At 71.9% G+C, this 24,839-nt stretch carries 21 protein-coding genes; 9 read left to right on the top strand and 12 right to left on the bottom strand.

The genetic code is table 11. From position 1 onward, the window contains the following. Positions 1 to 13 precede the first annotated feature (13 nt). The 4 genes from D458_RS0107435 to D458_RS0107420 all read right to left on the bottom strand — a co-directional run bounded on the left by D458_RS0107435 (position 14) and on the right by D458_RS0107420 (position 3,619). Positions 14 to 1,033, bottom strand: coding sequence for a pyridoxal-phosphate dependent enzyme (locus D458_RS0107435; protein ID WP_026119084.1), 1,020 nt, complete (start codon positions 1,031 to 1,033; stop codon positions 14 to 16). Further along, entirely contained in the window at positions 991 to 2,043 is a 1,053-nt protein-coding gene (locus tag D458_RS0107430; protein WP_017586099.1) for a GHMP family kinase ATP-binding protein, read from the bottom strand. The genes D458_RS0107435 and D458_RS0107430 overlap by 43 nt, the downstream gene beginning before the upstream one ends. Then, positions 2,040 to 2,813: a Rossmann-like domain-containing protein gene (locus tag D458_RS0107425; RefSeq protein WP_051049624.1), complete on the bottom strand. Its 774-nt coding sequence runs from the start codon at positions 2,811 to 2,813 to the stop codon at positions 2,040 to 2,042. Before D458_RS0107425 ends, D458_RS0107430 begins: the two co-directional genes overlap by 4 nt. 83 nt (positions 2,814 to 2,896) lie before the next feature. Beyond that, positions 2,897 to 3,619, bottom strand: coding sequence for a class I SAM-dependent methyltransferase (locus tag D458_RS0107420; protein WP_017586097.1), 723 nt, complete (start codon positions 3,617 to 3,619; stop codon positions 2,897 to 2,899). Between the two features lie 392 nt (positions 3,620 to 4,011). Between D458_RS0107420 and D458_RS0107415 the strand changes: the two genes are divergently transcribed. Next, a complete protein-coding gene (locus D458_RS0107415; RefSeq protein ID WP_017586096.1) occupies positions 4,012 to 5,250 on the top strand; it encodes an MFS transporter in 1,239 nt (412 codons plus the stop codon). A gap of 218 nt (positions 5,251 to 5,468) precedes the next feature. Next, positions 5,469 to 5,897: a VOC family protein gene (locus D458_RS0107405; RefSeq protein WP_017586094.1), complete on the top strand. Its 429-nt coding sequence runs from the start codon at positions 5,469 to 5,471 to the stop codon at positions 5,895 to 5,897. Between the two features lie 147 nt (positions 5,898 to 6,044). On the opposite strand, the gene D458_RS0107400 is transcribed toward D458_RS0107405, so the two are convergent. Continuing rightward, positions 6,045 to 6,878 carry a DeoR/GlpR family DNA-binding transcription regulator gene (locus tag D458_RS0107400; RefSeq protein WP_017586093.1) on the bottom strand — a complete coding sequence of 278 codons (834 nt, stop codon included), beginning with the start codon at positions 6,876 to 6,878 and terminating at the stop codon, positions 6,045 to 6,047. A gap of 162 nt (positions 6,879 to 7,040) precedes the next feature. On the opposite strand from D458_RS0107400, the gene D458_RS0107395 reads away from it, so the two are divergent. From D458_RS0107395 to D458_RS0107380, 4 genes are all read left to right on the top strand, one after another. Further along, positions 7,041 to 8,423, top strand: coding sequence for an NAD-binding homoserine dehydrogenase (locus D458_RS0107395; RefSeq protein ID WP_017586092.1), 1,383 nt, complete (start codon positions 7,041 to 7,043; stop codon positions 8,421 to 8,423). A 1-nt stretch (position 8,424) separates the two neighbouring features. Continuing rightward, positions 8,425 to 9,816 (top strand): GntP family permease, encoded by a 1,392-nt coding sequence (locus tag D458_RS0107390; protein ID WP_017586091.1) that lies wholly within the window; start codon positions 8,425 to 8,427, stop codon positions 9,814 to 9,816. A 61-nt stretch (positions 9,817 to 9,877) separates the two neighbouring features. Next, positions 9,878 to 11,125 (top strand): 3-oxo-tetronate kinase, encoded by a 1,248-nt coding sequence (gene otnK / locus D458_RS0107385; RefSeq protein ID WP_017586090.1) that lies wholly within the window; start codon positions 9,878 to 9,880, stop codon positions 11,123 to 11,125. Next, positions 11,122 to 11,772, top strand: coding sequence for a class II aldolase/adducin family protein (locus D458_RS0107380; protein ID WP_017586089.1), 651 nt, complete (start codon positions 11,122 to 11,124; stop codon positions 11,770 to 11,772). Before otnK ends, D458_RS0107380 begins: the two co-directional genes overlap by 4 nt. A gap of 91 nt (positions 11,773 to 11,863) precedes the next feature. Here D458_RS0107380 and D458_RS0107375 read toward each other — a convergent pair whose 3' ends face one another. Beyond that, positions 11,864 to 12,886, bottom strand: a complete 1,023-nt coding sequence (locus tag D458_RS0107375; RefSeq protein ID WP_017586088.1) for a zinc-binding dehydrogenase — start codon at positions 12,884 to 12,886, stop codon at positions 11,864 to 11,866. Positions 12,887 to 13,061: 175 nt separating this feature from the next. Between D458_RS0107375 and D458_RS0107370 the strand changes: the two genes are divergently transcribed. From D458_RS0107370 to D458_RS0107360, 3 genes are read left to right on the top strand one after another with little or no spacing between them, the layout of a single operon-like run. Further along, positions 13,062 to 13,520 (top strand): helix-turn-helix transcriptional regulator, encoded by a 459-nt coding sequence (locus tag D458_RS0107370; RefSeq protein WP_017586087.1) that lies wholly within the window; start codon positions 13,062 to 13,064, stop codon positions 13,518 to 13,520. A gap of 10 nt (positions 13,521 to 13,530) precedes the next feature. After that, positions 13,531 to 13,941: a VOC family protein gene (locus D458_RS0107365; RefSeq protein ID WP_017586086.1), complete on the top strand. Its 411-nt coding sequence runs from the start codon at positions 13,531 to 13,533 to the stop codon at positions 13,939 to 13,941. A gap of 58 nt (positions 13,942 to 13,999) precedes the next feature. Further along, positions 14,000 to 16,408, top strand: coding sequence for an ATP-binding cassette domain-containing protein (locus D458_RS0107360; protein WP_017586085.1), 2,409 nt, complete (start codon positions 14,000 to 14,002; stop codon positions 16,406 to 16,408). Between the two features lie 150 nt (positions 16,409 to 16,558). Here D458_RS0107360 and D458_RS0107355 read toward each other — a convergent pair whose 3' ends face one another. The 6 genes from D458_RS0107355 to D458_RS0107330 are packed head-to-tail and all read right to left on the bottom strand — an operon-like array spanning position 16,559 to position 24,632. Continuing rightward, positions 16,559 to 17,245 carry a TetR/AcrR family transcriptional regulator gene (locus D458_RS0107355; protein ID WP_017586084.1) on the bottom strand — a complete coding sequence of 229 codons (687 nt, stop codon included), beginning with the start codon at positions 17,243 to 17,245 and terminating at the stop codon, positions 16,559 to 16,561. Further along, the gene (locus D458_RS0107350; protein ID WP_017586083.1) at positions 17,242 to 19,239 is read right to left on the bottom strand and encodes a CocE/NonD family hydrolase; all 1,998 of its coding nucleotides are present in this window, start codon (positions 19,237 to 19,239) and stop codon (positions 17,242 to 17,244) included. Before D458_RS0107350 ends, D458_RS0107355 begins: the two co-directional genes overlap by 4 nt. A gap of 59 nt (positions 19,240 to 19,298) precedes the next feature. Further along, positions 19,299 to 21,170, bottom strand: coding sequence for a dipeptide ABC transporter ATP-binding protein (locus D458_RS0107345; protein WP_017586082.1), 1,872 nt, complete (start codon positions 21,168 to 21,170; stop codon positions 19,299 to 19,301). Further along, positions 21,167 to 22,078 (bottom strand): ABC transporter permease, encoded by a 912-nt coding sequence (locus D458_RS0107340; protein WP_017586081.1) that lies wholly within the window; start codon positions 22,076 to 22,078, stop codon positions 21,167 to 21,169. The genes D458_RS0107345 and D458_RS0107340 overlap by 4 nt, the downstream gene beginning before the upstream one ends. Further along, entirely contained in the window at positions 22,075 to 23,034 is a 960-nt protein-coding gene (locus D458_RS0107335) for an ABC transporter permease (RefSeq protein WP_017586080.1), read from the bottom strand. The genes D458_RS0107340 and D458_RS0107335 overlap by 4 nt, the downstream gene beginning before the upstream one ends. After that, a complete protein-coding gene (locus tag D458_RS0107330; protein WP_017586079.1) occupies positions 23,034 to 24,632 on the bottom strand; it encodes an ABC transporter substrate-binding protein in 1,599 nt (532 codons plus the stop codon). The genes D458_RS0107335 and D458_RS0107330 overlap by 1 nt, the downstream gene beginning before the upstream one ends. Positions 24,633 to 24,839: the final 207 nt, after the last annotated feature.

Below are 24,839 nucleotides of genomic sequence, written 5' to 3'. Positions count from 1 at the left end.
CGTGGTCCCGACCTCAGTCGGCCCGGTGGACCGCCTGGTCGGGGGCGGTCCGGCGCCCCCAGTCCATCCGGCACCAGGGCGGAGAGAGCTCCTCCAGGTCACCGACCTCCCGGGGGGAGAGGTCGTCGACGGCGAGCGCCTCCTCGTGGCGGGCGAAGACCGTGTCCACGTACCGGTGTCCGGTGTCGGCGGCGACGAACACCACCCGCCGCTCGGGGTCGGCCGCCGCCTCCCAGCGGGCCACCAGGTAGGCGGCGCCCGCGGAGAGTCCGGCGAAGACCGCGTGACGGCGGAGCAGGTCCACGCTCCCGGCCAGGGCGGCGTCGAAGCCGGTCCAGTGCACGGTGTCGTAGAGGGTGTGGTCGACGTTGCCGAACGGGATCGAGCTGCCGATGCCCGCGATGATGATCTGCGGGTCGGTGACGCGGTCGCTGCCGAAGGTGACGCTGCCGAACGGCTGGACGCCCACCAGCGGGGTGTCCGGGGCGCTCTCCCGCAGATAGCGGGCGAGCGCCCCGGTGGAGGCCCCCGAACCCACCCCGCCCACCAGCCTCAGCGGTCCGTCACCGGCCTCCTTGCGGATCTGGTCGGCCACCGCGCGGTAGCCGAGGCCGTGGACGACGTCGTGGTACTGGCGCATCCAGTGGTAGTCCGGGTGCTCCCGGAGCACCTGCTTGACCCTGCGGACCCGGCGGTTCTGGTCGAGCCGCAGGTCGTCCGAGGGCGGCATCTGCTCCAGGGTGGCGCCCAGGACGGAGAGCTGCAGGCGGAGCGGGTGGTCGATGGTGGTGGAGCCGATGATGTGGCAGCGCAGCCCGTACCGGTGGGCGGCCAGCGCCAGCCCGTAGGCGTAGATGCCGCTGGAGCTGTCCATCAGGGTGTCACCGGGTCGGACCACCCCGGTGTCGAGCAGGTGGCGTACGGCCGCCAGGGCGGAGGCCACCTTCATGGACTCGAAGCGCAGGCACAGCAGGCCCCCGCCGAGGTCGATCAGGTCAGGTCTGGCAATGGCTTCGGAAACATGGTCGTCCAAGATCGCTCCCCGGTGCTCTGGGTCGGAGGGGCCGGTGCTGACGAGACCGCCGCGAGGGCGGCCGGTTCGGGGACGGTGGGTGCGGATGCGAAGGCGGCCGCTCCGGACGCGGCAGCCGTGGAGAAGACGCGGTGGGGGGTGAGACCCGCCCCGCAGAGCCGGTCGACGGCCGCGTCGAGCCGGACGCCGAGTTCGGGGTCGGCGGCGTCGAAGAGGATCCCGGCGACGTTGCCGCTGTGCGCCACCTGGATCCCCACCGCCCCGCAGCCGCGGGCGATCTCACGCAGCGTGCCCAGTTCCTCCTTGGGCAGCACACGCTGGTTGAGCACGGCGCTCTCGGTGCACACGTGCCCGATTCCGGCCACGTCGCGTTCGGTGATGGCGGTACGCAGCGCGGCACGCAACCTCTCGTAGACGGCGATGTCCCCCCGTCGTGCGGTACCCGCCAGGGAGAGGGTGTCGACCGGTTGGCCACTTCCGGTCAAACACCCCACAACCGCCATCTCCGGCAACTCGGGCCCCAACTCCTCCAGGACCCGGCCCTCGCGCTGGGCGAAGAGCAGCGGCCGGTCACCGAACATGACCGGGTCGCTGGCTCCTTCGGCGGCGACCGCGACCCGGGCGACCGAGTCCGGCGGAAGCTCCACCCCGAGCCCCGCAGCGACCGCGCGCACCGCCGCCGTCACGTCGCTCGTGGAGGACCCCATGCCCAGGCCGGGCGACGCTCCGCCCCGGACGCTGAGGTATCCGCCCACCGGCCGCACCCCGCCCACGCGCGCGCACTCGGCGACGGCGAGCTCGGCGGCCCGGGCCGCCTTGGCCCGGTCCGGCGGGTCGACGACGACACGGCGCGGCGCCCTCGCGGAGAACGGGGTGAACAGCGCCCGGGTGCGGGGGTCGGCCATCGGCAGGGTGACCAGACCACGGGTCGGGCGTCCCCGCCCGTCCAGGAACACGCCCTGGAGGATCTCGCCGTGGTGGCAGGTCGCCTGTCCAGTTCCAAGGGTCACTCGTCGGTTCCTTCTCGATATCGGTAGAGGTGGGTCGGTTCTGCGCTGAACTGCGAGAACGGGAAGGGCTCGGCGGACACCGCGGTGACACCGGAGCCGAGGAAGGCCCGGGCGACCGCGCTGCCGCTCTGCGCGTAGAGGACCAGCGGCACCCCCCGGTCGCGGCAGCGTTCCAGGATCCGGTCGAAGGTGCCGTTGCCCAGGGTCATGCCGGTGGCCACGACGGCGTCGGCCTCGGCGAGGACCTCCTCCATGTCCGGGCTGACGGGGTCGCCCCACTGGGTGCGGCGCAGGTTCAGGTCGCAGGGCAGGCACTCGCCGCCCCGCTCCCGGATGGCGGCCACGAGGGGGTTGACCACACCGATGAGCGCGATCCGCCGCCCCTCGGGTTCGGGGAGCAGGCCGGCGATGGCGCGGTCCCGGGCGACGGCGCGCTCCTCGGGGGTGCCGTACGGGAGGGTGAGGCGCTCGGCTCGGGGGTCCTCGGAGTGCGGTCGGGCCTGGCCCAGGTAGGCGTCCAGAGCGGCCAGCCGTACCGGGGCCGGGCCTCTCAGGAGGTCGGCCACGGGTCTGCCGGACAGTTCGGCGCACACCTCGGGCTCCAGGCTGCCCGCCTCGAACGCGCACGCGCCGAAGGCCCGGCCGATGCGGACCAGGACGTACTGGTTGAGGTAGGTGACGTCGCCCCCGGCCAGGCGGGTGCCGTGGTGGACCCAGAACACGCTGGTGGCGACAGGCAGGTCGGGGGTGGCGAGCACGGACAGGCGCAGCTCTTCGAGGTCACGCGGGCCGCTGGGGGGCCGGGGGGCGTCAGGGCTGCTGTCGCTCGGGGCGGCGGGGGTTCGGGGGTCGCTCACTTGCCGGTCTCCCTGGTGAGGCGGAACAGGTAGGTCAGGACGCCGTCGTCCCAGTCGTGCAGGTGGTGGACGTGGGCGGTGAATCCGCAGTCGGCGGCGTGGCCGATGATCTGGCGCAGGTCGGCGGTGTTGGAGGCGACGAAGTAGACCTCGCCCCCGGGTGCCAGGAGGTCGCGTTCGGCGAGCTGGGTGAAGAAGGCGTCGGTGACGGGGCGGCCCGCGCAGACGTTGCGGACGATGTCGGGGTCCTCACTGACCGGCTGGCTCACGGCGGGCGGGTTGAAGGTGACGACGTCGAGCCGGGGTCGCGGGGGGAACCCCGCGAAGAGGTCGGAGACCAGTGGGACGAGCTCGGTCCGGCTCTCGGAACCGACGAGCCGCCGGTAGTTGTGCTCGGCCGCCTTCACACTGGCGGGGTGGACGTCCGCGGCGAGGACGCGTTCGGCCCCGCGCAGACCGGCGACCACCGCCTCGACCCCGAGCCCGACGCCCATGGCGGCGTAGACGCGGCCGCGCACGTCGATGTCGTCGTCGAGGATGCGCTGGTGGATCATGCGGCTGGTCGCACCGGGAAGGAACACCTCAGGGGGGACGTCGAACTCCCACCCGTTCCAGGAGTAGCCGCGGAGGGTGTGCAGGTCGACCTTGGGCCGGTTGAGGCCGATGATCTGCTCGGCCGGCAGCGGAGGGGGGAGCTGGGCGATCTGGGAGGGGTGCACGCGATGCCTTTCGGGGCTCGTCTTTCGGGGGCTCGACTGACGGAGGGGCGGGTTCTCGGGTGTCCGCCTTTCCGGTGGCAGGGCTACGGCAGGGCCTACTGGGGAGGGGTTCGGGCAACGGCCCGTCCGATGGGACACCGGTTTCGGACCGACCCGGGAACCATAGCGAAAATGAAAATCGTTGTCACCGTAAACCCACTCGTTCCACGAAATCGTTGCCCCCTCCGCCCGGACGCCAACCCCTGCAGAGAGGTACATCTGGCACCTGGCGGACCTATCGCCCGAAGCACCCCACGCCTTGGCAGCGAGTCAGTTGGCCAATTATTGCGCAAGTGATTATCGTTTTCACTAGAGTAGGACCAACACACCCCGATCCGAGATGAGTACTCTTCGTGTCCCCGACCACACCGCCGAACACGACCAGCCAGCTGGAGCGCCGCGGCACCCCTCTGCTCCGGCCGTCCTTCGTCCGCCTGTGGTGCGGAACCACCGCCTCCGGACTGGCCACCTGGGCCATGCCGTTCATCCTGGGCCTGGCGGTCCTGGAGGGTTCACTGAGCGCGGTGGGGCTCGGCCTGGTCCTGGCCACCCGCACCGCCGGGTTCCTGGTCGCGGTCCCCCTCGGCGGGCTGCTCGCCGACCGCCACTCGCGCCGCGCGGTGGTCCTGTGGTCCGGGCTGGCGGCGGCCGCCGCCAGTCCCGTCCTCGCCGCGGGTCTGGGCACCTCCACGGCGCTGATGGCCGTGGCCGCCGCCGTCGTGGGCGTGGGCCAGGGGGCCTGCCGGCCCGCCTTCCAGGCGCTGACCGCCGAGGTGGTCGCCGTCGAGGACCGCCAGCAGGCCAACGCGGCCCTGACCTTCTCCGTACGGGGGGTCACCTTCATCGCACCGGGGCTGACCGCCCTGCTGTCCACGGTCGCCGGACCCCAGGCGCTCCTGCTGATCACGGCGGCCCTGTGGCTCGCCGCCGCACTGCTGCCCCGGGGCGGCGGGGCCCCGCCCCCCGACCGCCCCGCCCGGGCACCGTTCCACGTGGAGTTCGCCGAGGGCCTCACCGAGGCCCGCCGCCACACCTGGTTCCTCGCCGGGCTGGGCGCCCTGACCGTGGTCATCGCCCTGGGCTACTCCGCGACCAGCGTCCTGCTCCCCCTCGCCAGCCGCGACCACTACGGCACGGAGGCGGTCCTGGCCGGAGCCCTGACCGCCTACACGGGCGGTGCGCTGATCGGCGCGCTGCTGGTCGCCCGGTGGAAACCGCGCGCCCAGGGCTGGTGGGCCCTGTTCGGTCTGGCCCTGTACGCCCTGGCCCCGCTGAGCCTGGTGTTCCCGGTCGGCGCGTTCTGGGTGTTCGCCGCCTACGCGGTCGTGGGCGTGGGCGTGGAGCTGTTCAACGTCCCGTGGTTCACCGCCGCCCAGCGCGAGGTCGCCCCGGACAAGCTGGCCCGGGTGTCGTCACTGGACTTCCTGTTCGCCTACGGCTTCGCCCCGGTCGGCCTGGCCCTGATCGCCCCCGCCGCCCAGCTCTTCGGCACACAGGGCGTCCTCCTGGCCTGCGCCGCCCTGTGCGTCGCCGCCCCCGCCCTGGCCGCCCTGGCCCCGGGGGCCCGCGACTTCCGCACGCACCGCGCCTAGACTTCCGCCTCTGGAGACAAAAAGCCTTTCATGCGTTTCCGGGTGTCCATCGCCCCGACCGACTGAACCCGAGAAGATTTCGCACGGATTCGCGTCTCGGACTCAGCTGTTCCGCATGTACCGGATCAAGCCGATCGTGCCGCCGACGATCCCGATGACAGCGAGGGTGAGCATCAACAGGGGGGACATGGGGGAACCCTTTCGCATGAACGCCGACAATGGGCTTCACCACCATAGGTCAGGCTTGCGCCGAGGTCGATTTCGCAGAGGAGCCGTTCGTGCCAGTGCAGTTGGAACTCACCGCCATCACCGTTGACTGTCCTGATCCACGGGTCTTGGCCGCCTTCTATCAGCGGGCCACCGGATGGGAGCCGCATCCGGACAGCGGTGCGGAATTCGCCGCTCTCCGGCGGCCGGACGGGTTGGTGGTCGGTTTTCAGCGGGTTGACGACTATCAGGCGCCTCAGTGGCCTGATCCCGGGGCTCCGCAGCAGTTCCACCTGGACTTCGCGGTCGACGACCTGGCGGAGGCCGAGGCGATGTTGTTGGGGTTGGGGGCCGTCAAGGCCGAGGAACAGCCCGGGGGTGACCGGTGGCGGGTGTTGGTGGACCCGGCCGGTCACCCCTTCTGCCTGACCGGGAACTGACGGCGAGTCGACGACGTCACTCCGGGTACCGCCCGACCAGTCCGCCGTGCGCGCGAGAAGGGAGAAGGAGGTTCCCGGACTCTCGTGGTAAGCGCTATCCAGTGGCGGATGCAGCAGTTTCCACGGGCCCCGGAACCGGCGAAGGGCTCAGACCGTGGGCTGAAGCCTCACCACGCCGTCGGAACCGGGGCCCGCGCCCTCGCCGGACCCGCCCTGGGGCGTCACGACCTCCAGCCCGACACCGAGCTCACGTATCGCGCGCGCGGACGAATCCGCCAGCCGGTCGTCGGTGATCACCGAGGAGAAGCTCTCCAGCGCGGCGACCTTGAACGTTCCGAAGGCCCCGTACTTGTCGGCCCCGGCGACCAGCACCGACGCCGAGGCCGCCGCCATCGCCGCGCGCTTGACCGCGACCTTGGCCCGGGAGGGCGTGGTCGAGCCGCGCCCGATGTCCCACGAGCTCGTCGACACGAAGGCGACGTCGATGTTGAACTCGGAGACGGTGTCGGCCGCGATGTCGCCCACCGCCGAGCGGTTCTCGCGGTCGATCTGCCCGCCGACGAAGTACAGGGACAGGTCGGGGTGGTCGCTGAGGGCGGCCGCCGTGGTGAGGTCGTTCGTGATGACAGTGAGGCCGGTGACCCCCCACAGCGACGGCACGAGGTGGCCCAGTGTGGTCCCGGCGTCCAGGTAGACGGTCTGGCCGTCCCCGACCAGGGCCGCGGCCGCCTGGGCCATCGCGCGCTTCTCGTCCAGGTGGACGCGCGACTTGTCCAGGTAGGAGGGCTCGGAGCGCACCTGTGAGGCGAGCTCGACCCCGCCCGGGACGGAGCGGACCCGCCCTTCCTCCTCCAGGGTCATGATGTCGCGGCGCACCGTCATGTGCGAGACGCCGAGGATGTCGCACAACTCCTTCACACTCAGCACGCCTGTGCCGCGGAGCTCCCTCAGGAGCAGCTCACGCCGTTGCGCCGGGATCATCGTCCTCCTTCGTCTTCATTCACAGGACCATGGTAGCGAGTGTTACCAGATGATACGAGGCGTGATAATTATTGACTCACATGTTCCTCTGCTGTTAAACAGGGCGTGTTGCCGTCACGGTTGCGAGCACCGTGCTCACCGTGACGTGAGAGAAGGAGAACCATGCAAGCCACCAGCACCACGGGCACACCGCTGCCGACCGTGCGCTACGCGATCACCGGGGCGCGAGGCGGGTTCGCCCGCACCCTGCTGACCCAGACCCCGCGCATGGACCGGCTGCGCCCCTCCGTCCTGTGCGATCTGGACACGGCGGGGACCATCGACCTGTGCGTCGAACTCGGTTACCCGGCCGCCTCGTTGAGGACGTGTTCCACCCCGGGCGAGCTGGCCGCGCTGACCGGCGACCAGATCGCCGTGATCGCCGACGCCGACCTGCTCGGGCACGCGGACTACGACGTGCTCGTCGAGGCCACCGGCAACCCGGTGGCGGGGACCGGGGCGGCCCGCCTGGCCATCGGAACCGGCCGCCACGTGGTCATGGTCTCCAAGGAGGTCGACTCCGTCGCGGGCATCGCCCTGGCGGCTCTCGCCGAGGAGCGCGGCGTGGTGTACACGCCCGGGATCGGCGACCAGCCCGCCAACCTCGTCGAGTGGTACGAGCGCACCCGGCTCCTCGGACTGGACGTCGTCGCGATCGGCAAGTCCGGCGAGTACGACCTGGTGTTCGACCCCGACACGGGGCGGGTGCGCCAGCTCGACCAGGAGATCGACGCCCCGGAGCTGGGCTCCCTGCTCACGCTGGGCGAGGACGTGCCCGCCACGCTCGCCGCCCGCGCCCGCGCTGTCGCCGGGATCCAGCGGTCGGCCGCCGCCGACTACTGCGAGATGGGTGTGGTCGCCAACCACACGGGGCTGGTGCCCGACGTGGAGACGCTGCACTACCCCATCGCCCGCACAGCCGAGCTGGCCGACGTCTACTCGCTCGCCGACGACGGCGGGATCCTCACCAGGTCCGGTGTCGTGGACGTCTTCAGCGTCCTGCGCCTGCCGCAGGAGGCCTCCTTCGCGGGCGGGGTGTTCGCCGTCGTACGCACCGGCGACCGCGTCACCTGGGAGCTCCTCGAACAGAAGGGCCACGTCGTCTCGCGCTCGGGACGCTACGCCTGCCTGTACCTGCCCTACCACCTCATGGGTGTGGAGACCCCCCTGAGCGTGCTGGCGGCCGCCGACCACCACCGGGCGGCGGGTGCGCGGCGCCCGGCCCGGCACGCGGTCCTGGCCGGACGCGCCCGCACCCTCCTGCCCGCCGGCACGAGGCTCGACATGGGCGGGCACCACCACGACGTCACCGGGGTGGCGCCCGTCCTGCTGGACGCCGCCGACTCCCCCGCCGGCGTCGCGCCCCTCTACCTGGCGGCGCACGCCACCCTGGCCCGCGACGTGGCAGCCGGCGAGCTGCTGCGCCTGGACGACCTGGCCGACCCCGAGGACACGCTCCTCGACGCCTGGAGCCACAGCGCTCCGCTCGACAACGGAGGGCAGTGACGTGTCGGACCTCTTCACGCTCCTGGCGTTCCTCGGCGCCATCGCCGTGCTCGTACTCTTCATCGCGCGCTTCAAGGTCCACCCCGTGGCCACGCTGTTCATCGTCGTCGTGGTTCTGGGCCTGGTCCTGGGCATGGGCGGCACCGGATCCATCGAACTGGTCAAGGAGGGCTTCGGGAGCACGCTCGCCAGCGTCGGCCTCCTGATCATCTTCGGCTGCGTCCTCGGCAAGATGCTCGAACTGAGCGGCGCGGCCATGAAGATCACCGAGACGGCCCTGCGGCTGTTCTCCGAGAACAAGGTGCCCTGGGCCATCGCCCTGGCCTCGACCGTCCTCGGCATCCCGCTCATCGCGGACACCGCGGTGGTCATGCTCATCCCCATCGTCTCCGCCCTGGCCTACCGCACGGGCATCTCGATGATGAAGCTCGGCCCGATCCTCTACCTCGGCGCCTATGTCATGACCTCGGTCATCCCGCCCGGCCCCGGTCCGCTCGCGTCGGCGTCGCTGCTGGGCGTCAGCATGGGCGAGGCCATCGTCTACGGCCTGGCCGTGGGTGTCCCCGGCGTCCTGGCCGCCACGCTCTACCTCTCCCGGACCAAGACGTACGTGCCGCCCAAGCCCGAGTTCGTCGAACACCTGGCGGGCGCCTCCGGCGGCGGACCGGCCGAGGCCTCCGGGACCGGTGGTGACGGCGCCGGATCCGACAGCGCCGGGGACGCCCCCCGCGTCAGCCTCCTGGGCTCCCTGCTCCCGATCCTGACCCCCATCGCCTTCATCGTCTTCGCCTCCCTGGCGGGCCCGGTGCTGCCGGAGGGTTCGTGGATCACCGCGACCGTGCTGTTCATCGGCGAACCGACGGTGGCGCTGTTCATCGCGTGCCTGCTCGCCCTGCCCCTGTTCCGGGGGCGCTGGCGGGACAAGTCCACGCTCAACGACCTCTTCGAGGCCGGTCTGCGCGTCGCGGCGATGCCCCTGGCGCTGACCGGTGTCGGCGGCGCGCTGGCGACCATCATCCGGGAGACCGGCGTGGCCGAGAACGTCGCGGGGACCATCGAGAGCACCGGGCTGTCCCCGGTCATCATCCCGTTCCTCATCGCCGCGGCGGTGTGCACGATCACCGGCTCCAACATCCTGGGCGTCATGACCTCGGCGGCCATCATGCAGCCGCTGCTGCCCGCACTCGACCTGCAGCCGCTGGTGGTCTACCTGGCCTGCGCGACCGGCGCGCAGATCATGAAGCACGCCAACTCGTCGGGCTTCTGGGTCACGACGACGCTGTCGAACATGACCGTGGGGCAGGGCATCCGCTCGATCGGGGTGGCCTCGGTCATCTCCGGCGTCACCGGGTTCGCCGTCCTCAACGTCATGATCGCGACCGGCCTCGTCTAGGGCCTGTTCTTCTGGCCCCTTCCGCGCTCGCGACCCACACATTCGACCCACAGGAGAAACCATGGTGGCTCTCGGCGCGATCGCCGACGACCTCACCGGGGCGACCGACCTCGCCATCACCCTCACGTCCGCCGGCTACCGCACCACCGTCGTCCTGGGAACGGACGCGCACGGTGAACAGCGCACGGCCGACGCCGTCGCCGACGGGGCGGACGCCGTCGTCGTGGCCCTGAAGTCGCGCACGATGCCCGTCGACGAGGCGGTCGCGGTGTCGCTGGACGCCCTGACGTGGCTGCGGCAGGCGGGCTGCGAGCGGTTCTACGTCAAGTACTGCTCCACCTTCGACTCGACGCCGACCGGGAACATCGGTCCGGTGGCCGAAGCGGTCCTGGAAGCCCTGGGCGAGGACGTCACGGTCATCGCCCCGGCCTTCCCCGCGAACCGGCGCACCGTGTACCGCGGCCACCTGTTCGTGGGAGACGACCCGCTCGACGAGTCACCCATGCGCCACCACCCGCTCACGCCCATGACCGACTCGAACCTGCTCCGCCTCCTCGCGCCGCAGGTCAGCCGGGGCGCTGACGACGTGGCCCTGGTGCCCTGGCCGGTGGTGTCCCGGGGCGCCGACGCCGTGCGCACCGCCATCGAGGAGGCCCGCGCCGCCGGGGCCCGGTTCGTGGTCGTCGACGCCCTGTGCGACGCCGACCTCGCCACGCTGGCCGCGGCGGCGGACGGCCTGCGCCTGCTGACCGGCGGCAGCGCCCTCGCCCAGGGGCTCGACGGCCCCCGGGACACCGGGCAGGAGGCGATCACCCTGCCCGGCGGTCCGCGCGTGGTGCTGGCGGGCAGTGCCTCACAGGCGACCCAGGGCCAGGTGCGGCACGCGCTCGCCGCGGGCGGGGGAAGGCAGATCCGCGCCGCTGACCTGCGTGAGGACTTCGAGGCCGTGGTCTCCGCCTCCGTCGAGCAGGCCCTGGCCGGCGGGGCGGCCCCGTTCGTCGTGTACGCGACCGCCGCGCCCGAGGACGTCACCGACGCCGCGGACGCACCGGTCATCGAGGAGGCGCTGGCCGAGATCGCCGAGCGCCTGGTCGCCGCCGGGGTGCGTTCGCTCCTGGTCGCCGGCGGTGAGACCAGCGGTGCCGTGATGCGGCGCCTCGGTGTCGGATCCCTGGCGCTGGGCCCCGAGGTCGACCCGGGCGTCGCGTGGACGCGCGGCCACCGCGACGGCGAGGACATCCACCTCATGCTGAAGTCCGGGAACTTCGGTGCCGAGGACCTCTTCGTCCGGGCCTGGGAGGGCGCGTGAACCGGGAGACACGCCGGGCCGCGGAGGAGCTGTGCGCGGCGGGCCACCGCGCCGTGGACCTGGGGCTGAGCCCCGGGGCCTCGGGCAACGTCTCGGTGCGCGTCGGCGACCTCACCCTGATGAGCCCCACGGGGGTCTCCCTGCGGGACCTGGAACCCGACCGCCTGGCCGTGCTGGACGACTCGGGGGCGCACACCGCCGGTCCGCCGCCGTCCAAGGAGTTCCCGCTCCACCTGGAGATGTACCGCAGGTCCGAGGGCTCCCGCGCCGTCGTCCACCTCCACTCGCCGTACGCCACGGCGGCCTCCTGCATGCCCGCGTGGTCGGCGGCGTCCGCGCTGCCGCCCATCACGCCCTACCTCGTCATGCGTGTGGGCCAGGCGCCGCTGGTTCCCTACGCGGCTCCCGGCAGCGCGCGGTTGGCGGAGAACCTCGCCGGGCTGCCGGGACGGTCCGACGCCGTCCTGCTCGCCAACCACGGCTCCCTCATGGCGGCCGCGGACCCAGCCGCGGCCCTGGACGGGGCGGTCGAGATGGAGGAGGCCGCGCGCATCGTCGTCTCGCTCAGGGGAAGCGGGTTCTCGGTGCTCTCCCCGGAGGACGTGCGCGAGCTGACCGACCGCTACGGAACCGTCTGGGACGTGTGACCCCGCCAAGGCGGGCCATCTGCCTGATCACGGCCTGACCGCGGCTGTCGCGAGTGCGCGACAGCCGCGGCGGCTCCGTGCGGGCGCTCCCTCAGGGGCGGACCAGGGCCTTGAGGACCTCGCGCCGGTCCATCAGCCGGTACCCCTCGGGAACACCGTCGAGGTCGGTGTGGTGGTCGAAGACCAGCCCCGGTTCGACCCTCCCCTCCAGGATGTCGGGCATCAGCTCCTCGATGTAGGCGCGCACCGGGGCCGGCCCACCGGTCAGGGTGACGTTGCCGCCGAACATCGGGGCGAAGCCGATCGGCCCCTGGTCGTACTGGGGCACACCGACCCGGCTGACGGTCCCGCCGGGGCGGACCACGCCCAGGGCGGTCTCGTAGGCGTCGAGGTGGCCGACGGCTTCGATCACCGTGTGGGCGCCCTCGCCGCGGGTCAGTTCACGGACACGCTCCACACCCTCCTCACCGCGTTCGGCGACCACCTCGACGGCCCCGAACTCCCGTCCCAGGTCGGTGCGGTCCTTGTGACGGCCCATCAGGATGATCTCCTCGGCCCCCATCCGCCGCGCGGCGAGCACGGACAGCAACCCCACGGCGCCGTCCCCGACGACGGTGACCGTGGTGCGGGGACCGACACCGGCGGTCAGGGCCGCGTGGTGGCCGGTCCCGTAGACGTCGGCCAGGGTCAGCAGCGAGGGCAGCAGGGCGGAGTCCTCCCGTACGGGAAGCCTGACCAGCGTTCCCTGGGCCCGGGGCACCCGGACCACCTCCGCCTGGGCCCCGCTGAGCAGACCTCCGTTCGGGCAGGAGGTGTGCAGGCCCTCCCGGCAGAGGACGCAGGTGTTGTCGGCGTAGGCGAACGCGGACACCACGAGGTCGCCGGGTTTGACCCAGGACACCTCCCGGCCGACCTCCTGCACCACACCCACGAGCTCGTGCCCGGTCCGGACTCCCTCGGCGGAGGCGGCCATGGCCCGGTAGGCGTGCAGATCACTGCCGCACACGCAGGTGCCCACCACTCGCACGAGGGCGTCGGTGGGCTCCACCAGCACCGGATCGGGCACGTTCTCCACCCGCACCTCGCCGGCGCCGTACATCAGGGCCGCTCGCATCGGGGCTCTCCTTCGGATCAGACCGCGGTCGGGGGGTGTGACCAGCGGTGACTCTTCGGTTACCAGTGGCAAGATAGCGTTTCCCGACCCGCCCCGGAGAGCGTTTCCCGAGGTCAGCCCCGGCGCGCCGCCCGGAACGGCGGAAGTCCGGGGTCCAGCGCTCCGCAGTGGCACAATGAGCAACGTGACCAGTTCATCCGCAGCGGAACGACACCTCAGCGACCTCGCCCGCCTGCGCCGGGTCCGCGACCGCATCGACCGCGAGTACGCGCAGCCGCTGAACGTGGAGGCGCTGGCCCGTGACGCGCACATCTCGGCGGGACACCTCAGCCGTGAGTTCCGGCGCGCCTACGGCGAGTCGCCGTACTCCTACCTGATGACCCGCCGCATCGAGCGCGCGATGGCGCTGCTGCGCCGCGGCGACCGCAGCGTCACCGAAGTGTGCTTCGAGGTCGGCTGCTCCTCCCTGGGCACCTTCAGCACCCGGTTCACCGAACTGGTCGGGATTCCGCCCAGCGCCTACCGGCGCCAGGTGGAAGCGGAGCCCGAGACCGAGGGCATGCCCTCGTGCGTGGTCAAGCAGGTGACGAGACCGATCAGGAATCAAGAAGCGCGGACGAGGGGCCGGTCGTAACATCACCGGCATGGACATCACGATCAACGCCAGTTTCCTGCCGCACACCGACCCGGACGCTTCCCTGGCCTTCTACCGGGACGTCCTCGGCTTCGAGGTCCGCGACGACGTCGGCTACAACGGGATGCGCTGGATCACGGTCGGCCCCGTCGGCCAGCCCGACACCTCCGTCGTCCTGGAGCCGCCGGTGGCCGACCCCGGCGTCACCGACGAGGAGCGCCGGACCATCGTCGAGATGATGGCCAAGGGCACCTACGCCTTCCTGAACCTGGCCACCCCCGACGTGGACGCCGCCTTCGAGCGGCTGGAGGCCGGCGGCGCCGAGGTGGTGCAGGAGCCGACCGACCAGCCCTACGGCGTCCGCGACTGCGCCTTCCGCGACCCGGCCGGCAACCTCCTCCGGATCAAGGGGCTGAAGTGACCGCGGCCGCGCGCACCCGCGCCCGAACCGTCCGATCCGCCACGGCGACAGCTGCCCCATGCCCGAGGACAAGATGAGCGAGAACACCAGCACGCCCGAGCGGCACGTGGCCGACAGCCACGACCTGATCCGGGTGCACGGAGCGCGCGAGAACAATCTCAGGGACGTCAGCGTCGAGATCCCGAAACGCCGGCTGACGGTGTTCACCGGCGTCTCGGGGTCGGGCAAGAGCTCCCTGGTGTTCAGCACCGTCGCCGCCGAGTCCCAGCGGATGATCAACGAGACCTACAGCACCTTCGCGCAGGGCTTCATGCCGACCATGCCCCGGCCCGACGTGGACGTCCTCGACGGTCTGACGACCGCGATCATCATCGACCAGGAGCGGCTGGGCGCCGACCCGCGTTCGACGGTCGGCACCGCCACCGACGCCAACGCGATGCTGCGGATCCTGTTCAGCCGCCTGGGGCGGCCCTACGTCGGTTCCCCGCACGCGTTCTCCTTCAACGTCGCCTCGGTGCGGGCCAGCGGCGCGATCACGGTCGAACGCGGTGACCGCAGGACCGTGAAGCAGACCTTCAGCCGCACCGGCGGCATGTGCACGAACTGCGAGGGCCGGGGCAAGGTCACCGACTTCGACCTCACCGAGCTCTACGACGACTCCAAGTCGCTCTCGGAGGGTGCGTTCACCATCCCCGGGTGGAAGTCCGACGACTACTGGACGGTGCGGACCTACAAGGCGTCGGGGTTCTTCGACCCGGACAAACCGATCCGCGACTACAGCGAACAGGAGATGCGCGACTTCCTGTACCACGAGCCGGTCAAGGTGAAGGTCGACCGGTCGAACCTCACCTACGAGGGGCTGATCCCCAAGCTCCGCAAGTCGTTCCTGTCCAAGGACAAGGAGGCGATGCAGCCGCACATCCGGGAGTTCGTGGAACGGGCGGTCACCTTCACCGACTGCCCCGTGTGCGAGGGGACCCGGCTCAGCGAGGCCGCCCGGTCCTCGAAGATCGAGGGGATCAGCATCGCCGACGCCTGCGCGATGCAGATCACCGACCTGGCCGCGTGGGTCCGCGACCTGGACGAGCCCTCGGCCGCTCCCCTGCTGACGGCGCTCCGGCAGACCCTGGACTCGTTCGTGGAGATCGGCCTGGGCTACCTCTCGCTCGACCGCGCGGCGGGCACGCTCTCGGGCGGTGAGGCACAGCGGACCAAGATGATCCGCCACCTGGGCTCCTCGCTCACCGACACCACCTACGTCTTCGACGAACCCACCGCCGGCCTGCACCCGCACGACGTCGAGCGGATGAACAACCTGCTGCTCCGGCTGCGGGACAAGGGCAACACGGTGCTGGTCGTGGAGCACGAGCCCGACACGATCGCGATCGCCGACCACGTCGTCGACCTGGGCCCCGGCTCGGGCGCCGAAGGCGGCACCGTCTGCTTCGAGGGCACGGTGGAGGGGCTGCGCAGCAGCGGCACCGCCACTGGCCGCCACCTCGACGACCGGGCAGCCCTCAAGGAGAAGGTGCGCACGCCCTCCGGCGCCCTGAAGGTGCGCGGCGCGGACACGCACAACCTGCGCGACGTCGACGTCGACATCCCGCTGGGGGTGCTCACCGTCGTCACCGGTGTGGCCGGTTCCGGCAAGAGCTCCCTCGTGCAGGAGTCGCTGATCAAGGGGGCCGGGACCGCCGACGCGGGTGTGGTGTCCATCGACCAGAGCCCGATCCGCGGTTCGCGGCGCAGCAACCCGGCCACCTACACCGGACTGCTCGAGCCGGTCCGCAAGGCGTTCGCGAAGGCCAACGGGGTCAAGCCCGCGCTGTTCAGCGCCAACTCCGAGGGGGCCTGCCCGGTCTGCAAGGGCATCGGGGTGGTCTACACCGACCTCGGGTTCATGGCCGGCATCGCGACCACCTGCGAGGAGTGCGAGGGCAAGCGGTTCGACACCTCGGTGCTGGAGTACCGCCTGGGCGGGCGCGACATCAGCGAGGTGCTCGCGATGTCGGTGTCGGAGGCGGCCGAGTTCTTCGGCGGGGGCGAGGCGCGCACCCCCGCCGCCCACAAGATCCTGGCCCGGCTGGCCGACGTCGGTCTGGGCTACCTCAGCCTCGGACAGCCGCTGACCACGCTGTCCGGCGGTGAGCGCCAGCGGATCAAGCTGGCCACGCACATGGCGGACCAGGGCGGCGTCTACGTCCTGGACGAGCCGACCACCGGTCTGCACCTGGCCGACGTCGAGCACCTGCTCGGCCTGTTGGACCGGCTGGTGGAGTCGGGGAAGTCGGTGATCGTGATCGAGCACCACCAGTCGGTCATGGCGCACGCGGACTGGATCATCGACCTCGGTCCGGGGGCGGGTCAGGAGGGCGGCCGGGTCGTGTTCGAGGGCACCCCCGCCGACCTCGTCGCCGACCGCTCCACCCTCACGGGCCGGCACCTGGCGGACTACGTCAGCGGCTGACCGGAGCCGGAGGTGCGGGGGTCTCGGCCGCGGTGCCGGTCCACCGGGCGGGCACCCGTCCGCGTCAAGGATCTGTCAACCCCTCCCCTCCGGCGAACGGGCACCGGCCGCCCGCCCCCGGGAGACGGACCTCCCGGGGGCGGGCCGGTGTCAGTCCGCCCGTGGCGGCCCCGACCGCACCTGGGCCGGCCCCAGCTCGGAGGCGAGGAAGCCGCGCAGGTGGGTACGCGCCTGTTCCAGGGACAGGGGCGGGGCTCCGCGCAGACGGCGCAGGGCCAGGCCGTCGACCAGGGCGTTGAGGCGGGTGGTGGTCTCCTGCACGTCCGGGCAGCGGAACTCGCCGGAGTCCCGCCCGCGTGTGATCAGCTCGGCCACGCGGTCCGACCAGTGCTCGTAGCGGCGGTGCTGGTGGGAGTCGGGCGCGAGCGTGGCCGAGGAGAGCCAGCTGTCGAACCACAGCCGCCAGTGGCGGTCGGTCTCGGCGTTGAACACACCCTCGACCAGGATTTCCAGGCCTTCGGCCGCCGTGGGCGCGGACAGCATCCGCTCACCCAGCGGGCGGTAGTAGCCGTCGATCTCGATCGACACCGCCTCGCTGATGATCTCCTTGACCCCGGCGAAGTGGTAGGTGACCGTGCCGACGGACACCCCGGCCGCCCGGGCGATGTCCCGCAGTCCCACCCGGCCGGCTCCGTGCTCGGAGACCAGCGGCACCGCGGCCTCCAGGATGAGCCTCCTGCGGACCTCGGTGGGCTGCCTGGTGCGTTTGTCCGGGGCCACCGCCCGACGCTTGGGCCCCGGACCACCGGGGGCGGCGCCCTCCGGCGCGGCCGTCATCCCGACGTCCTGGGGATCTCCCGGCGCCACTCCTTGACCTCGACGACCTCTCCCCCGTTGAACGCCTCCAGCGTGCTGTGCACGACGAAGTGCTCGGCGGTGGCGCTGAGCTCACTGGATGTGCGCACCAGAACGTCCCATCCCTCACGGCGTAGGCTGATCTCCCACTCGGATCCTGCCACGGCCGACAGCGGGTCGTCGACCCGGATCCGGTAGCGCTCGCGGGCGCTCTCGGTGTAGACGAGGCCGTCCGGGTAGGTGCGCGTCCCCCCGTAGTTGGGGTCGACGTCGAGCACCCACTCCCCCGTGCCGACGTCGTGGGTGACCAGGCGCTCGGGGCGCTCGGAGGCGGTTCCCCGCACGATCGGCAGCGGTGCGGCCTGTTCGGGCTCGTCGAACTCCACCGGAGCCCGGCCCGTGTCGGTGCCCTCGGGGCGTTCGGGCAGGAGCAGGGCGCTGTCGGCGGGCCACAGGGTCAGGGTCGGGTCGTCCGGCTGGGGCCACACCCACGGCCAGTAGGCCGTGGACACGGCCACGCGGACGCGGTGACCGGCCGGGAAGGCGTAGCCGGTGCCGGTCAGCTCGACCTCGACCTCTTCCGGGGTCCCCGGGGTCCAGGGCTCGGTGCGGTCGCGGCCGCGGCGGCCGGCCAGGTTCAGCACGCCCCGGGTGACGAGGGTGGAGGAGCCGTCGGGGGCCACGTCGCACACGCGCACGATCACCGTCCCCTTCGGCCGGTCGGAGTCCATTCGCAGGCGGACCCGGGCGCGGCCGAGGATCTCGGTGCGCCGGGTGAGCGCGGGAGTGTCGAAGCAGGTGGAGCGGCCGTCCTCCTCTCGCTGGTCGGGCGGCAGGTCGGTGGCGTTGCCGTAGGGGAAGAACCGGCCCGCGTCGATTCCGGTGTGCTGCGGGCTACGCACCTGGACGGGGGCGCCGCCGCCGAGCGTGTGCTCGGTCCACCGGGTGTCCGGCGAGGGCCAGGCGTCGTCGGTGACCCAGCGGCCGGGCCGCTGGTCGTAGGCGGTGGCGGGCGGGACCGGTTCCTGCATCCAGGAGCGCAGGCGCGGTGTGTCCATGGCGCCGTTGTCGGCGTCCTTGAGCCAGTGGTCCCACCAGCGCACGGTCTCCTGCAGGAATCCGATGTGCGGGCCCGGGGGCAGCGCGATGTCGGGGTACTGGTGGGCCCAGGGGCCCAGGATGCCGCGCACCGGACCGGGCAGGTTCTCGGTCAGCCGCAGCACGGTGTCCCGGTAGGGGTCGGCCCAGCCGCCGACGGCCAGGACGGCGGCGTCGATGGCGGAGTAGTCCTCGCACACGCTGCCGTGGCGCCAGTAGTCGTCGCGTTCCTGGTGGTCCAGCCACGTGTGGACGAACGGTTCGAGGGCGTCGAGGCGTTCGCGCCACATGGGCAGCCAGGCGTCACCGACGGCGGTCGGGTCCGGCGGTCGGGCGGTGAAGGCCAGCATGGTGCCGGACCAGCCGATCATGTCGATGCCCAGGACCGAGCCGCCGATGTAGTGCACGTCGTTGTCGTAGCGGTCGTCGGCCGAGCACACGGTGACGATCGCCTTGAGCGGTTCGGGGCGCCGGGCGGCGATCTGGAGGGAGTTGAACCCGCCCCAGGAGATCCCGAACATGCCGACCTTCCCGGTGCACCAGGGCTGGGCGGCGAGCCACTCGACGACCTCGACGCCGTCGGCGAGCTCCTGCTCGGCGTACTCGTCGCGCATCACGCCCTCGGAGTTGCCGGATCCGCGCAGGTCCACCCGTACCGACGCGTAGCCGTGGCCGGCGTAGTAGGGGTGGCGCTGCGCGTCGCGCGGCGCGGTCCAGTCACCCTTGCGGTAGGGCAGGTACTCCAGCAGCGCGGGGACCGGGTCCTCCAGCGCGTCCGTCGGCAGCCACAGGCGCGCGTGCAGGCGTGTGCCGTCGGCCATCGGAATCCAGGCCTCTTGTACCTCGACCTCTCTGTCGAAGTCCTCGCGGTACCGCATGCTCCCCCGTTCGTACTGTGTGGTGTTCGGTGTGCGGCGCCGGTTCGCGGCGCGCGGTGTCAGGTGGCGTCGGCAATGGCGCCGTCAGGGGCGTCGGGGTCCCAGCGGCGGATGCGGTGGCCCCCGCCCAGGTCGATCCAGTCGGGGTCGTCCGCCCCCTCGGGCGACCCGGCAGGCACCTCCTCCGAGGCCCCGGTGAGAGGGCGCGCCTCTTCGGGAACCGAAGCGGTTCCCCCGCCCCCGACCGGTTCCGGTTCCAGGACCGCTGCCATGAGGCGACTGGTGTAGGGATGGTTGGGCCCGTTGAAGACGGCGTCGACCGGCCCCTCCTCGACCACGCGGCCCTCACGCATGACCGCCACCCGGTCGGCGATGCCGCGGACGACGGCCAGGTCGTGGCTGATGAAGACGAACGCCAGGTCCCGTTGGGCGCGCAGGTCGTCCAGGAGCGCCAGGACCGATGCCTGGACCGACACGTCGAGCGCGGTGGTGACCTCGTCGGCGACGACCACACGCGGGTCTCCGGCCAGGGCGCGGGCGATGCCCACGCGCTGGCGCTGACCTCCGGAGAGCTGTTCGGGCAACCGGTCGGAGAGTGCCGGATCCAGGGCGACGTCCCTGATCAGCTCGTGTGCGCGGCCGTCGACCCCGGAGCGGTCGGCGAGTCCGAAGAACCGGAGGGGTCTGCGCACCGCGTCGCGCACGATGCGCCGCGGGTTGAGCGAGGTATCGGCGTTCTGGAAGGCCAGCTGGATCCGGCGCCGGACGTCCAGGGGCCGGCCCCGCGCCCCGGTGGCGAGGTCGTCCCCGGCTCCGTCGCCGGTGTCGCCGAACAGGCGCATGGTCCCCGAGGTGGGCGGGCGCAGTCCGGCCAGGGACCAGGCCAGGGTCGACTTGCCGCTGCCGGACTCCCCCACCAGAGCGAGGACCTCTCCGCGGCGCAGACCGAGGGTGACCCCGTCCACGGCGCGGTGGGACCCGTAGTCGATGGTGACGTCGCGCATGGACACCACTTCGGGCGCCCCGTCCGGTACGGGTCGGCGCGCGCGTACGGTGCGGGTGCCGTCCTCTCCGACCTCGGCCAGGCCGTGGTCGGAGATCCGGGGCACGCTGGCGAGCAGGTGCCGCGTGTAGGCGTGCTCGGGGGCGGTGAACAGGGCGGTGGTGCCGGCGGATTCCACGACCTCGCCCTCGCGCATGACGACCACCCGGTCCGCCATCCGCGCCACGACGCCGAGATCGTGGCTGACCAGGACCGAGGTCAGGCCGAGTTCGTCGCTGAGTCCGGCGACCAGGTCGAGGATGCGGGCCTGGGTGACCACGTCCAGCGCGGTCGTGGGCTCGTCCAGGACCAGTACGCGCGGTTCGGCCGCCAGGGCCATGGCGATCGCCACGCGCTGCTGCTGTCCGCCGGAGAGCTGGTGCGGGTAGCGGCGGACGATACCCACGGGGTCGGGCAGCCCGACCCTGGCGACCAGGGAACGGACCCGCTCCTGCCGTTGGCCGCGGGGCAGGCCCAGGGGCAGCAGCGACTCCTCGATCTGCCGCCCGATCCGCATCGACGGAGTGAGCGCGTTCCCCGCGTTCTGGCCCACGAGTGCGACGTCGGTGGCGCGCAGGTTCCGCAGACCGCGGGCGTCGAGGGCGAGTACGTCGCGGCCGGCCACCTCGACCCGGCCGCCGGTGACCCGGGAGCCGTGCCGCAGGTGCCCCAGCAGGGTCCCGGCGACGGTGGACTTGCCGCTGCCGGACTCCCCGACCACGGCCACGGTCTCCCCGGCGGCGGCCTCGAAGGACACCTCGCGCACGACGGTCACGTCGGCTCCGCCGGACCGGTAGGCCACGGAGAGGCGGTCCACCCGCACCACCGGTTCGCGGGAGGCGGCGTCGGTGCGCCGGTCGGCTGTGGTGGGTCGGTCAGCGGTGCTCACGAGCTCTCCTTCACGCGGTCGACGCCCCAGGCCTTGGACAGGCCGTCGGCGGACAGGTTCAGCCCGACGACCAGGGTGGCCAGGGCCAGGATGGGGGCCAGGCTCGCCCACGGCACCACGACCATGGCGGTCCGGTTCTCCGACACCATCAGCCCCCAGTCCGGGGTCGGCGGGTTGGCGCCGAAGCCCAGGAACGACAGCGAGCTGATGAGCAGGACCACCCAGGAGGCGCGCATCGCGAACTCCACGGCGACCACGTTCACGATGTTGGGCAGGACCTCGCGCACGAGGATCGGGAGTGTGCGCTCACCGCGTGCCCGGGCCGCGGTGACGTAGTCGAGCGGGGCCACGCCCAGGGCGGCGGCGCGGACCACGCGGACCACCTGGGGCGCGTAGACGATCGTCACCGCCAGGACGATCACCGCCGGTCCTGCGCCGAGCACGGTGACGACCACCAGCAGGGCCAGGATCGGCGGGATCGCCAGGACGGCGTCCAGCACGCGCATCAGGGCGTCGTCGAACCAACCGCCCCGCAGCGCGGTGACGCAGCCCAGGAGGGTGCCGAGGGCGACGGCGCACGCCGTCGCGGCGAAGGAGACGACGAGCGCGTACTGCCCGCCGTAGAGCACGCGGGTGAGCACGTCGCGGCCCAGGGCGTCGGTGCCCGCCCAGTGGTCGGCACCCGGACCGAGGAGCGCCTGGTCCGGGGTGTTGGCTGTGGGTGAGTACGGGGTGAGCAGTGGCGCGAACAGGGCCAGCAGGACGTGCAGGGCGACCAGGCCCAGGCCGACCATGGCCGGGGTGGACCGGGTCAGCGATCGCAGGGTCCGCCGCAGGGCTCCGGTGGCCGGGGCGGGCCCGGCCCCCTGCCCGCCGTCTCCGGCCCGGTTCTGGCTGGGGTCGCTCATCGGGTGCTCCTCTCACCGGTGCGCAGGCGCGGGTTGAGCGCCATCGCCCCGAGGTCCGCGGCGAGGTTGCACAGGACGTACACGACCGCGCTGACCACGGCGATGGCCTGGAGGACCGGCAGGTCGCGGTTGTGCACGGCCTCCAGCATCAGTTGGCCGACGCCCGGGTAGTTGAAGACGTTCTCCACCACGGCGACGCCGCCGACCAGCCAGGCGACGTTCATGGCGATCACGTTGAGGGTGGGCAGCAGGGCACTGGGCAGGGCGTGGCGCACCACCACCCGCGCGGTGCCGATGCCCTTGAGCCGGGCGGTGGTGACGAACTCGCCGGCCATCACGTCGATGACGCTGGTCCTGGTCATACGCACGATGTAGGCGGTCATCACGACGGACAGCGCGACGGTGGGCAGCACGATCGCGGGCAGCAGGTCGGCCACGGGCGCGGAGGCCTCGTCCAGGACCACGGCGGGCAGGACGGGGACCGTGATGGACAGGGCGAGCACGAGCAGGGTCGCCACGACGAACTCCGGGACGCTCATGCCGATCAGCGTGAGGGTGGAGATCACGGTGTCCGGCCAGCGGTCGCGGTACAGGCCGGCGAGCACGCCCAGCACGATGGAGGAGGTGACGGCGACCGCCACGGTGGCCACCGCGATCAGCATGGTGTTGCGCAGATGGAGCCAGAGCGTCCCGGCCACCGCTTCGCCGGAGACCAGGGAGACCCCGAAGTCGCCCCGGACCACACCGGCGATCCAGTCCAGGAAACGCAGGACGGCGGGGCGGTTCAGGTCCATCTGGTCGCGCAGGGCCGCCACGGCCTCGGGGGTGGCGTCCTGGCCGAGCACCTGGGTGGCGACGTCGCCCGGCAGCAGCTGCACGGCGGCGAAGACCATGACCGATGCGAGCAGGACGGTGACGACCGCGGACAGCAGTCTTCTCGTGACGTAGAACAGCATCAGGGCCTCAATCCGATGTTGAGGTAGTCGAACTCGAACCCGTACTCGCGGTAGTTGAGGACGTCCCGGGACAGGCCCACCAGGCGGTCGGCGAACATCGGTGTCATCGCGCCGCCCTCCTCGACGACCAGGAGCTGGGCGTCCTGGTAGAGGGTGCGGCGGCGGTCCTCGTCGGCGGTGCGGCGGGCGTCGTCGAGGAGGGTGTCGAAGTCCGCGTTGGACCAGGCGGTCTCGTTGTAGGAGGAGCCGCTGCGGAAGACCTGGTTGAGCAGCTGGTCGGCGGGGCGGCCGGTGTACCAGTAGGTGGCCATCAGGGGCCGCTGCATCCAGATCTGTGTGTAGTAGGAGTCGGCCGAGGCGTTGCGCACGGTGACGTCGATACCGGCCTCGGCCACCGAGTCGCGGTAGGCCAGCGCCATCGGGGTGAAGACCGGGTCGTAGCTGGAGGTGTAGAGGTCGACCCGCAGGTTCTCGTGGCCCGCTTCGGCGAGCAGGGCGCGCGCCCGGTCGGGGTCGTGTTCGAGCGCGTGGTCGGTCCAGTAGGGGGTGTCGGGCGGGACGGGGTTGTCGTTGCCGACCACACCGGTGCCCTGGAGGGCGACGTCGATCACGAGCCGGGGGTCGTAGGCGTGTTTCATGGCCCTGCGCACCCGGGGGTCGGTGAACGGCTCCGCGGTGGTGAGCATCGGCAGGACGTACCACTGGGCGTTGACCGAACGGGCGATGGTCGCCCGTTCGGAGGCCCCCACCACGCGGGCGGTGGCGAAGTCCAGGTTGGTCTGGGAGACGAGGTCGACCTGTCCGGCCATCAGCGCGTTGACGCGGGCCTGGATGTCGGTCATCGCGAACATCTCGACGGCGTCCAGGACGGGCGGGCCCTCCCAGTGGTCACCGTTGGCGACGACCCGGCCCCGGCCGCCCGGTGAGAAGGTGTCGAGCCGGAACGGCCCCGTTCCGATGCCGCTCCGTCCGATCGTGTCGCCGCTGTCCTCGGGGATGACATAGCAGTGATAGCTGGTCAGCAGCGCGGGGAACTCGAAGTTGGGTTCCTTGAGCCCGACCACCAGGACACCTGGTTCGGGGGTGCCGAGTCCGTTCGGGTCTATCAGGGGCTCGAGCACGGTGCCCTGGGGTGAGGCGAGGCCGGGGTCCACGATGCGGCGCAGGGTGTAGGCGGCGTCCGCGGAGGTGAACGGCGTGCCGTCGTGGAAGGTGACCCCGTCGCGCAGCCGGAAGGTCCAGGTGGAGCCGTCCTCGCTCGGTTCCCACTCCGTGGCGAGGTCGGGGGTGACCTGACCGGACTCGTCCATCCTGACCAGCCGGTTGTACAGCGCTCCGAGGTACTCGTAGGCCGACAGCGAGCTGGCCGGATCGAGCGTCTCGGCCTGGGAGGCGGGCGGTCGTGCCATCCTCAGCACCCCGCCGTCGGCGGTGGTCCCGGTGGCCGCCCCCTCCGGGATCGGTGGTGCCTCGTCCCTGCCGGAGGAACCGCAGCCGGGCAGCAGGACGGCGGCACCGAACGCGCCCGCCCCTCCCAGCAGCGCGGTCCGGCGCGGGACCTGTGGCGGGTTGCCCGCGGAACCCGGTGAGCGCGGCATGACTTCCCCTCGGTGTCCTGGAATCTCACTGTCCTGGCGTTCCCTGAACGGATTAATCGTTCATTGAACGATTAATGCGATCCTTGAACGATAGAGGGTCGGACGCCGGGGTTCAACGTCGGCTGCGCGCCGGAGAGGGGCTCCGGACAGCGAAGAGGGGCCCGCTTCCCCGGTGTCACCGGGTGTGCGGGCCCCTCGACGGGTCCT

Source organism: Nocardiopsis ganjiahuensis DSM 45031, assembly GCF_000341085.1.
GTDB classification, from domain to species: domain Bacteria; phylum Actinomycetota; class Actinomycetes; order Streptosporangiales; family Streptosporangiaceae; genus Nocardiopsis; species Nocardiopsis ganjiahuensis.
Note: the sequence above shows the minus strand (reverse complement) of the source record. Positions and strands in the feature narration are given on the sequence as shown.

What these genes read in the sequence shown, in the direction of transcription:
- otnK (WP_017586090.1), top strand. Translation starts at nt 9,878, where the DNA reads ATGGTGGCTCTCGGCGCGATCGCCGACGACCTCACCGGGGCGACCGAC.
- D458_RS0107355 (WP_017586084.1), bottom strand. Translation starts at nt 17,245, where the DNA reads ATGACGGCCGCGCCGGAGGGCGCCGCCCCCGGTGGTCCGGGGCCCAAG.
- D458_RS0107370 (WP_017586087.1), top strand. Translation starts at nt 13,062, where the DNA reads ATGAGCAACGTGACCAGTTCATCCGCAGCGGAACGACACCTCAGCGAC.
- D458_RS0107405 (WP_017586094.1), top strand. Translation starts at nt 5,469, where the DNA reads ATGGGCTTCACCACCATAGGTCAGGCTTGCGCCGAGGTCGATTTCGCA.
- D458_RS0107340 (WP_017586081.1), bottom strand. Translation starts at nt 22,078, where the DNA reads ATGAGCGACCCCAGCCAGAACCGGGCCGGAGACGGCGGGCAGGGGGCC.
- D458_RS0107350 (WP_017586083.1), bottom strand. Translation starts at nt 19,239, where the DNA reads ATGCGGTACCGCGAGGACTTCGACAGAGAGGTCGAGGTACAAGAGGCC.
- D458_RS0107335 (WP_017586080.1), bottom strand. Translation starts at nt 23,034, where the DNA reads ATGCTGTTCTACGTCACGAGAAGACTGCTGTCCGCGGTCGTCACCGTC.
- D458_RS0107360 (WP_017586085.1), top strand. Translation starts at nt 14,000, where the DNA reads ATGCCCGAGGACAAGATGAGCGAGAACACCAGCACGCCCGAGCGGCAC.
- D458_RS0107365 (WP_017586086.1), top strand. Translation starts at nt 13,531, where the DNA reads ATGGACATCACGATCAACGCCAGTTTCCTGCCGCACACCGACCCGGAC.
- D458_RS0107400 (WP_017586093.1), bottom strand. Translation starts at nt 6,878, where the DNA reads ATGATCCCGGCGCAACGGCGTGAGCTGCTCCTGAGGGAGCTCCGCGGC.
- D458_RS0107330 (WP_017586079.1), bottom strand. Translation starts at nt 24,632, where the DNA reads ATGCCGCGCTCACCGGGTTCCGCGGGCAACCCGCCACAGGTCCCGCGC.
- D458_RS0107375 (WP_017586088.1), bottom strand. Translation starts at nt 12,886, where the DNA reads ATGCGAGCGGCCCTGATGTACGGCGCCGGCGAGGTGCGGGTGGAGAAC.
- D458_RS0107395 (WP_017586092.1), top strand. Translation starts at nt 7,041, where the DNA reads ATGCAAGCCACCAGCACCACGGGCACACCGCTGCCGACCGTGCGCTAC.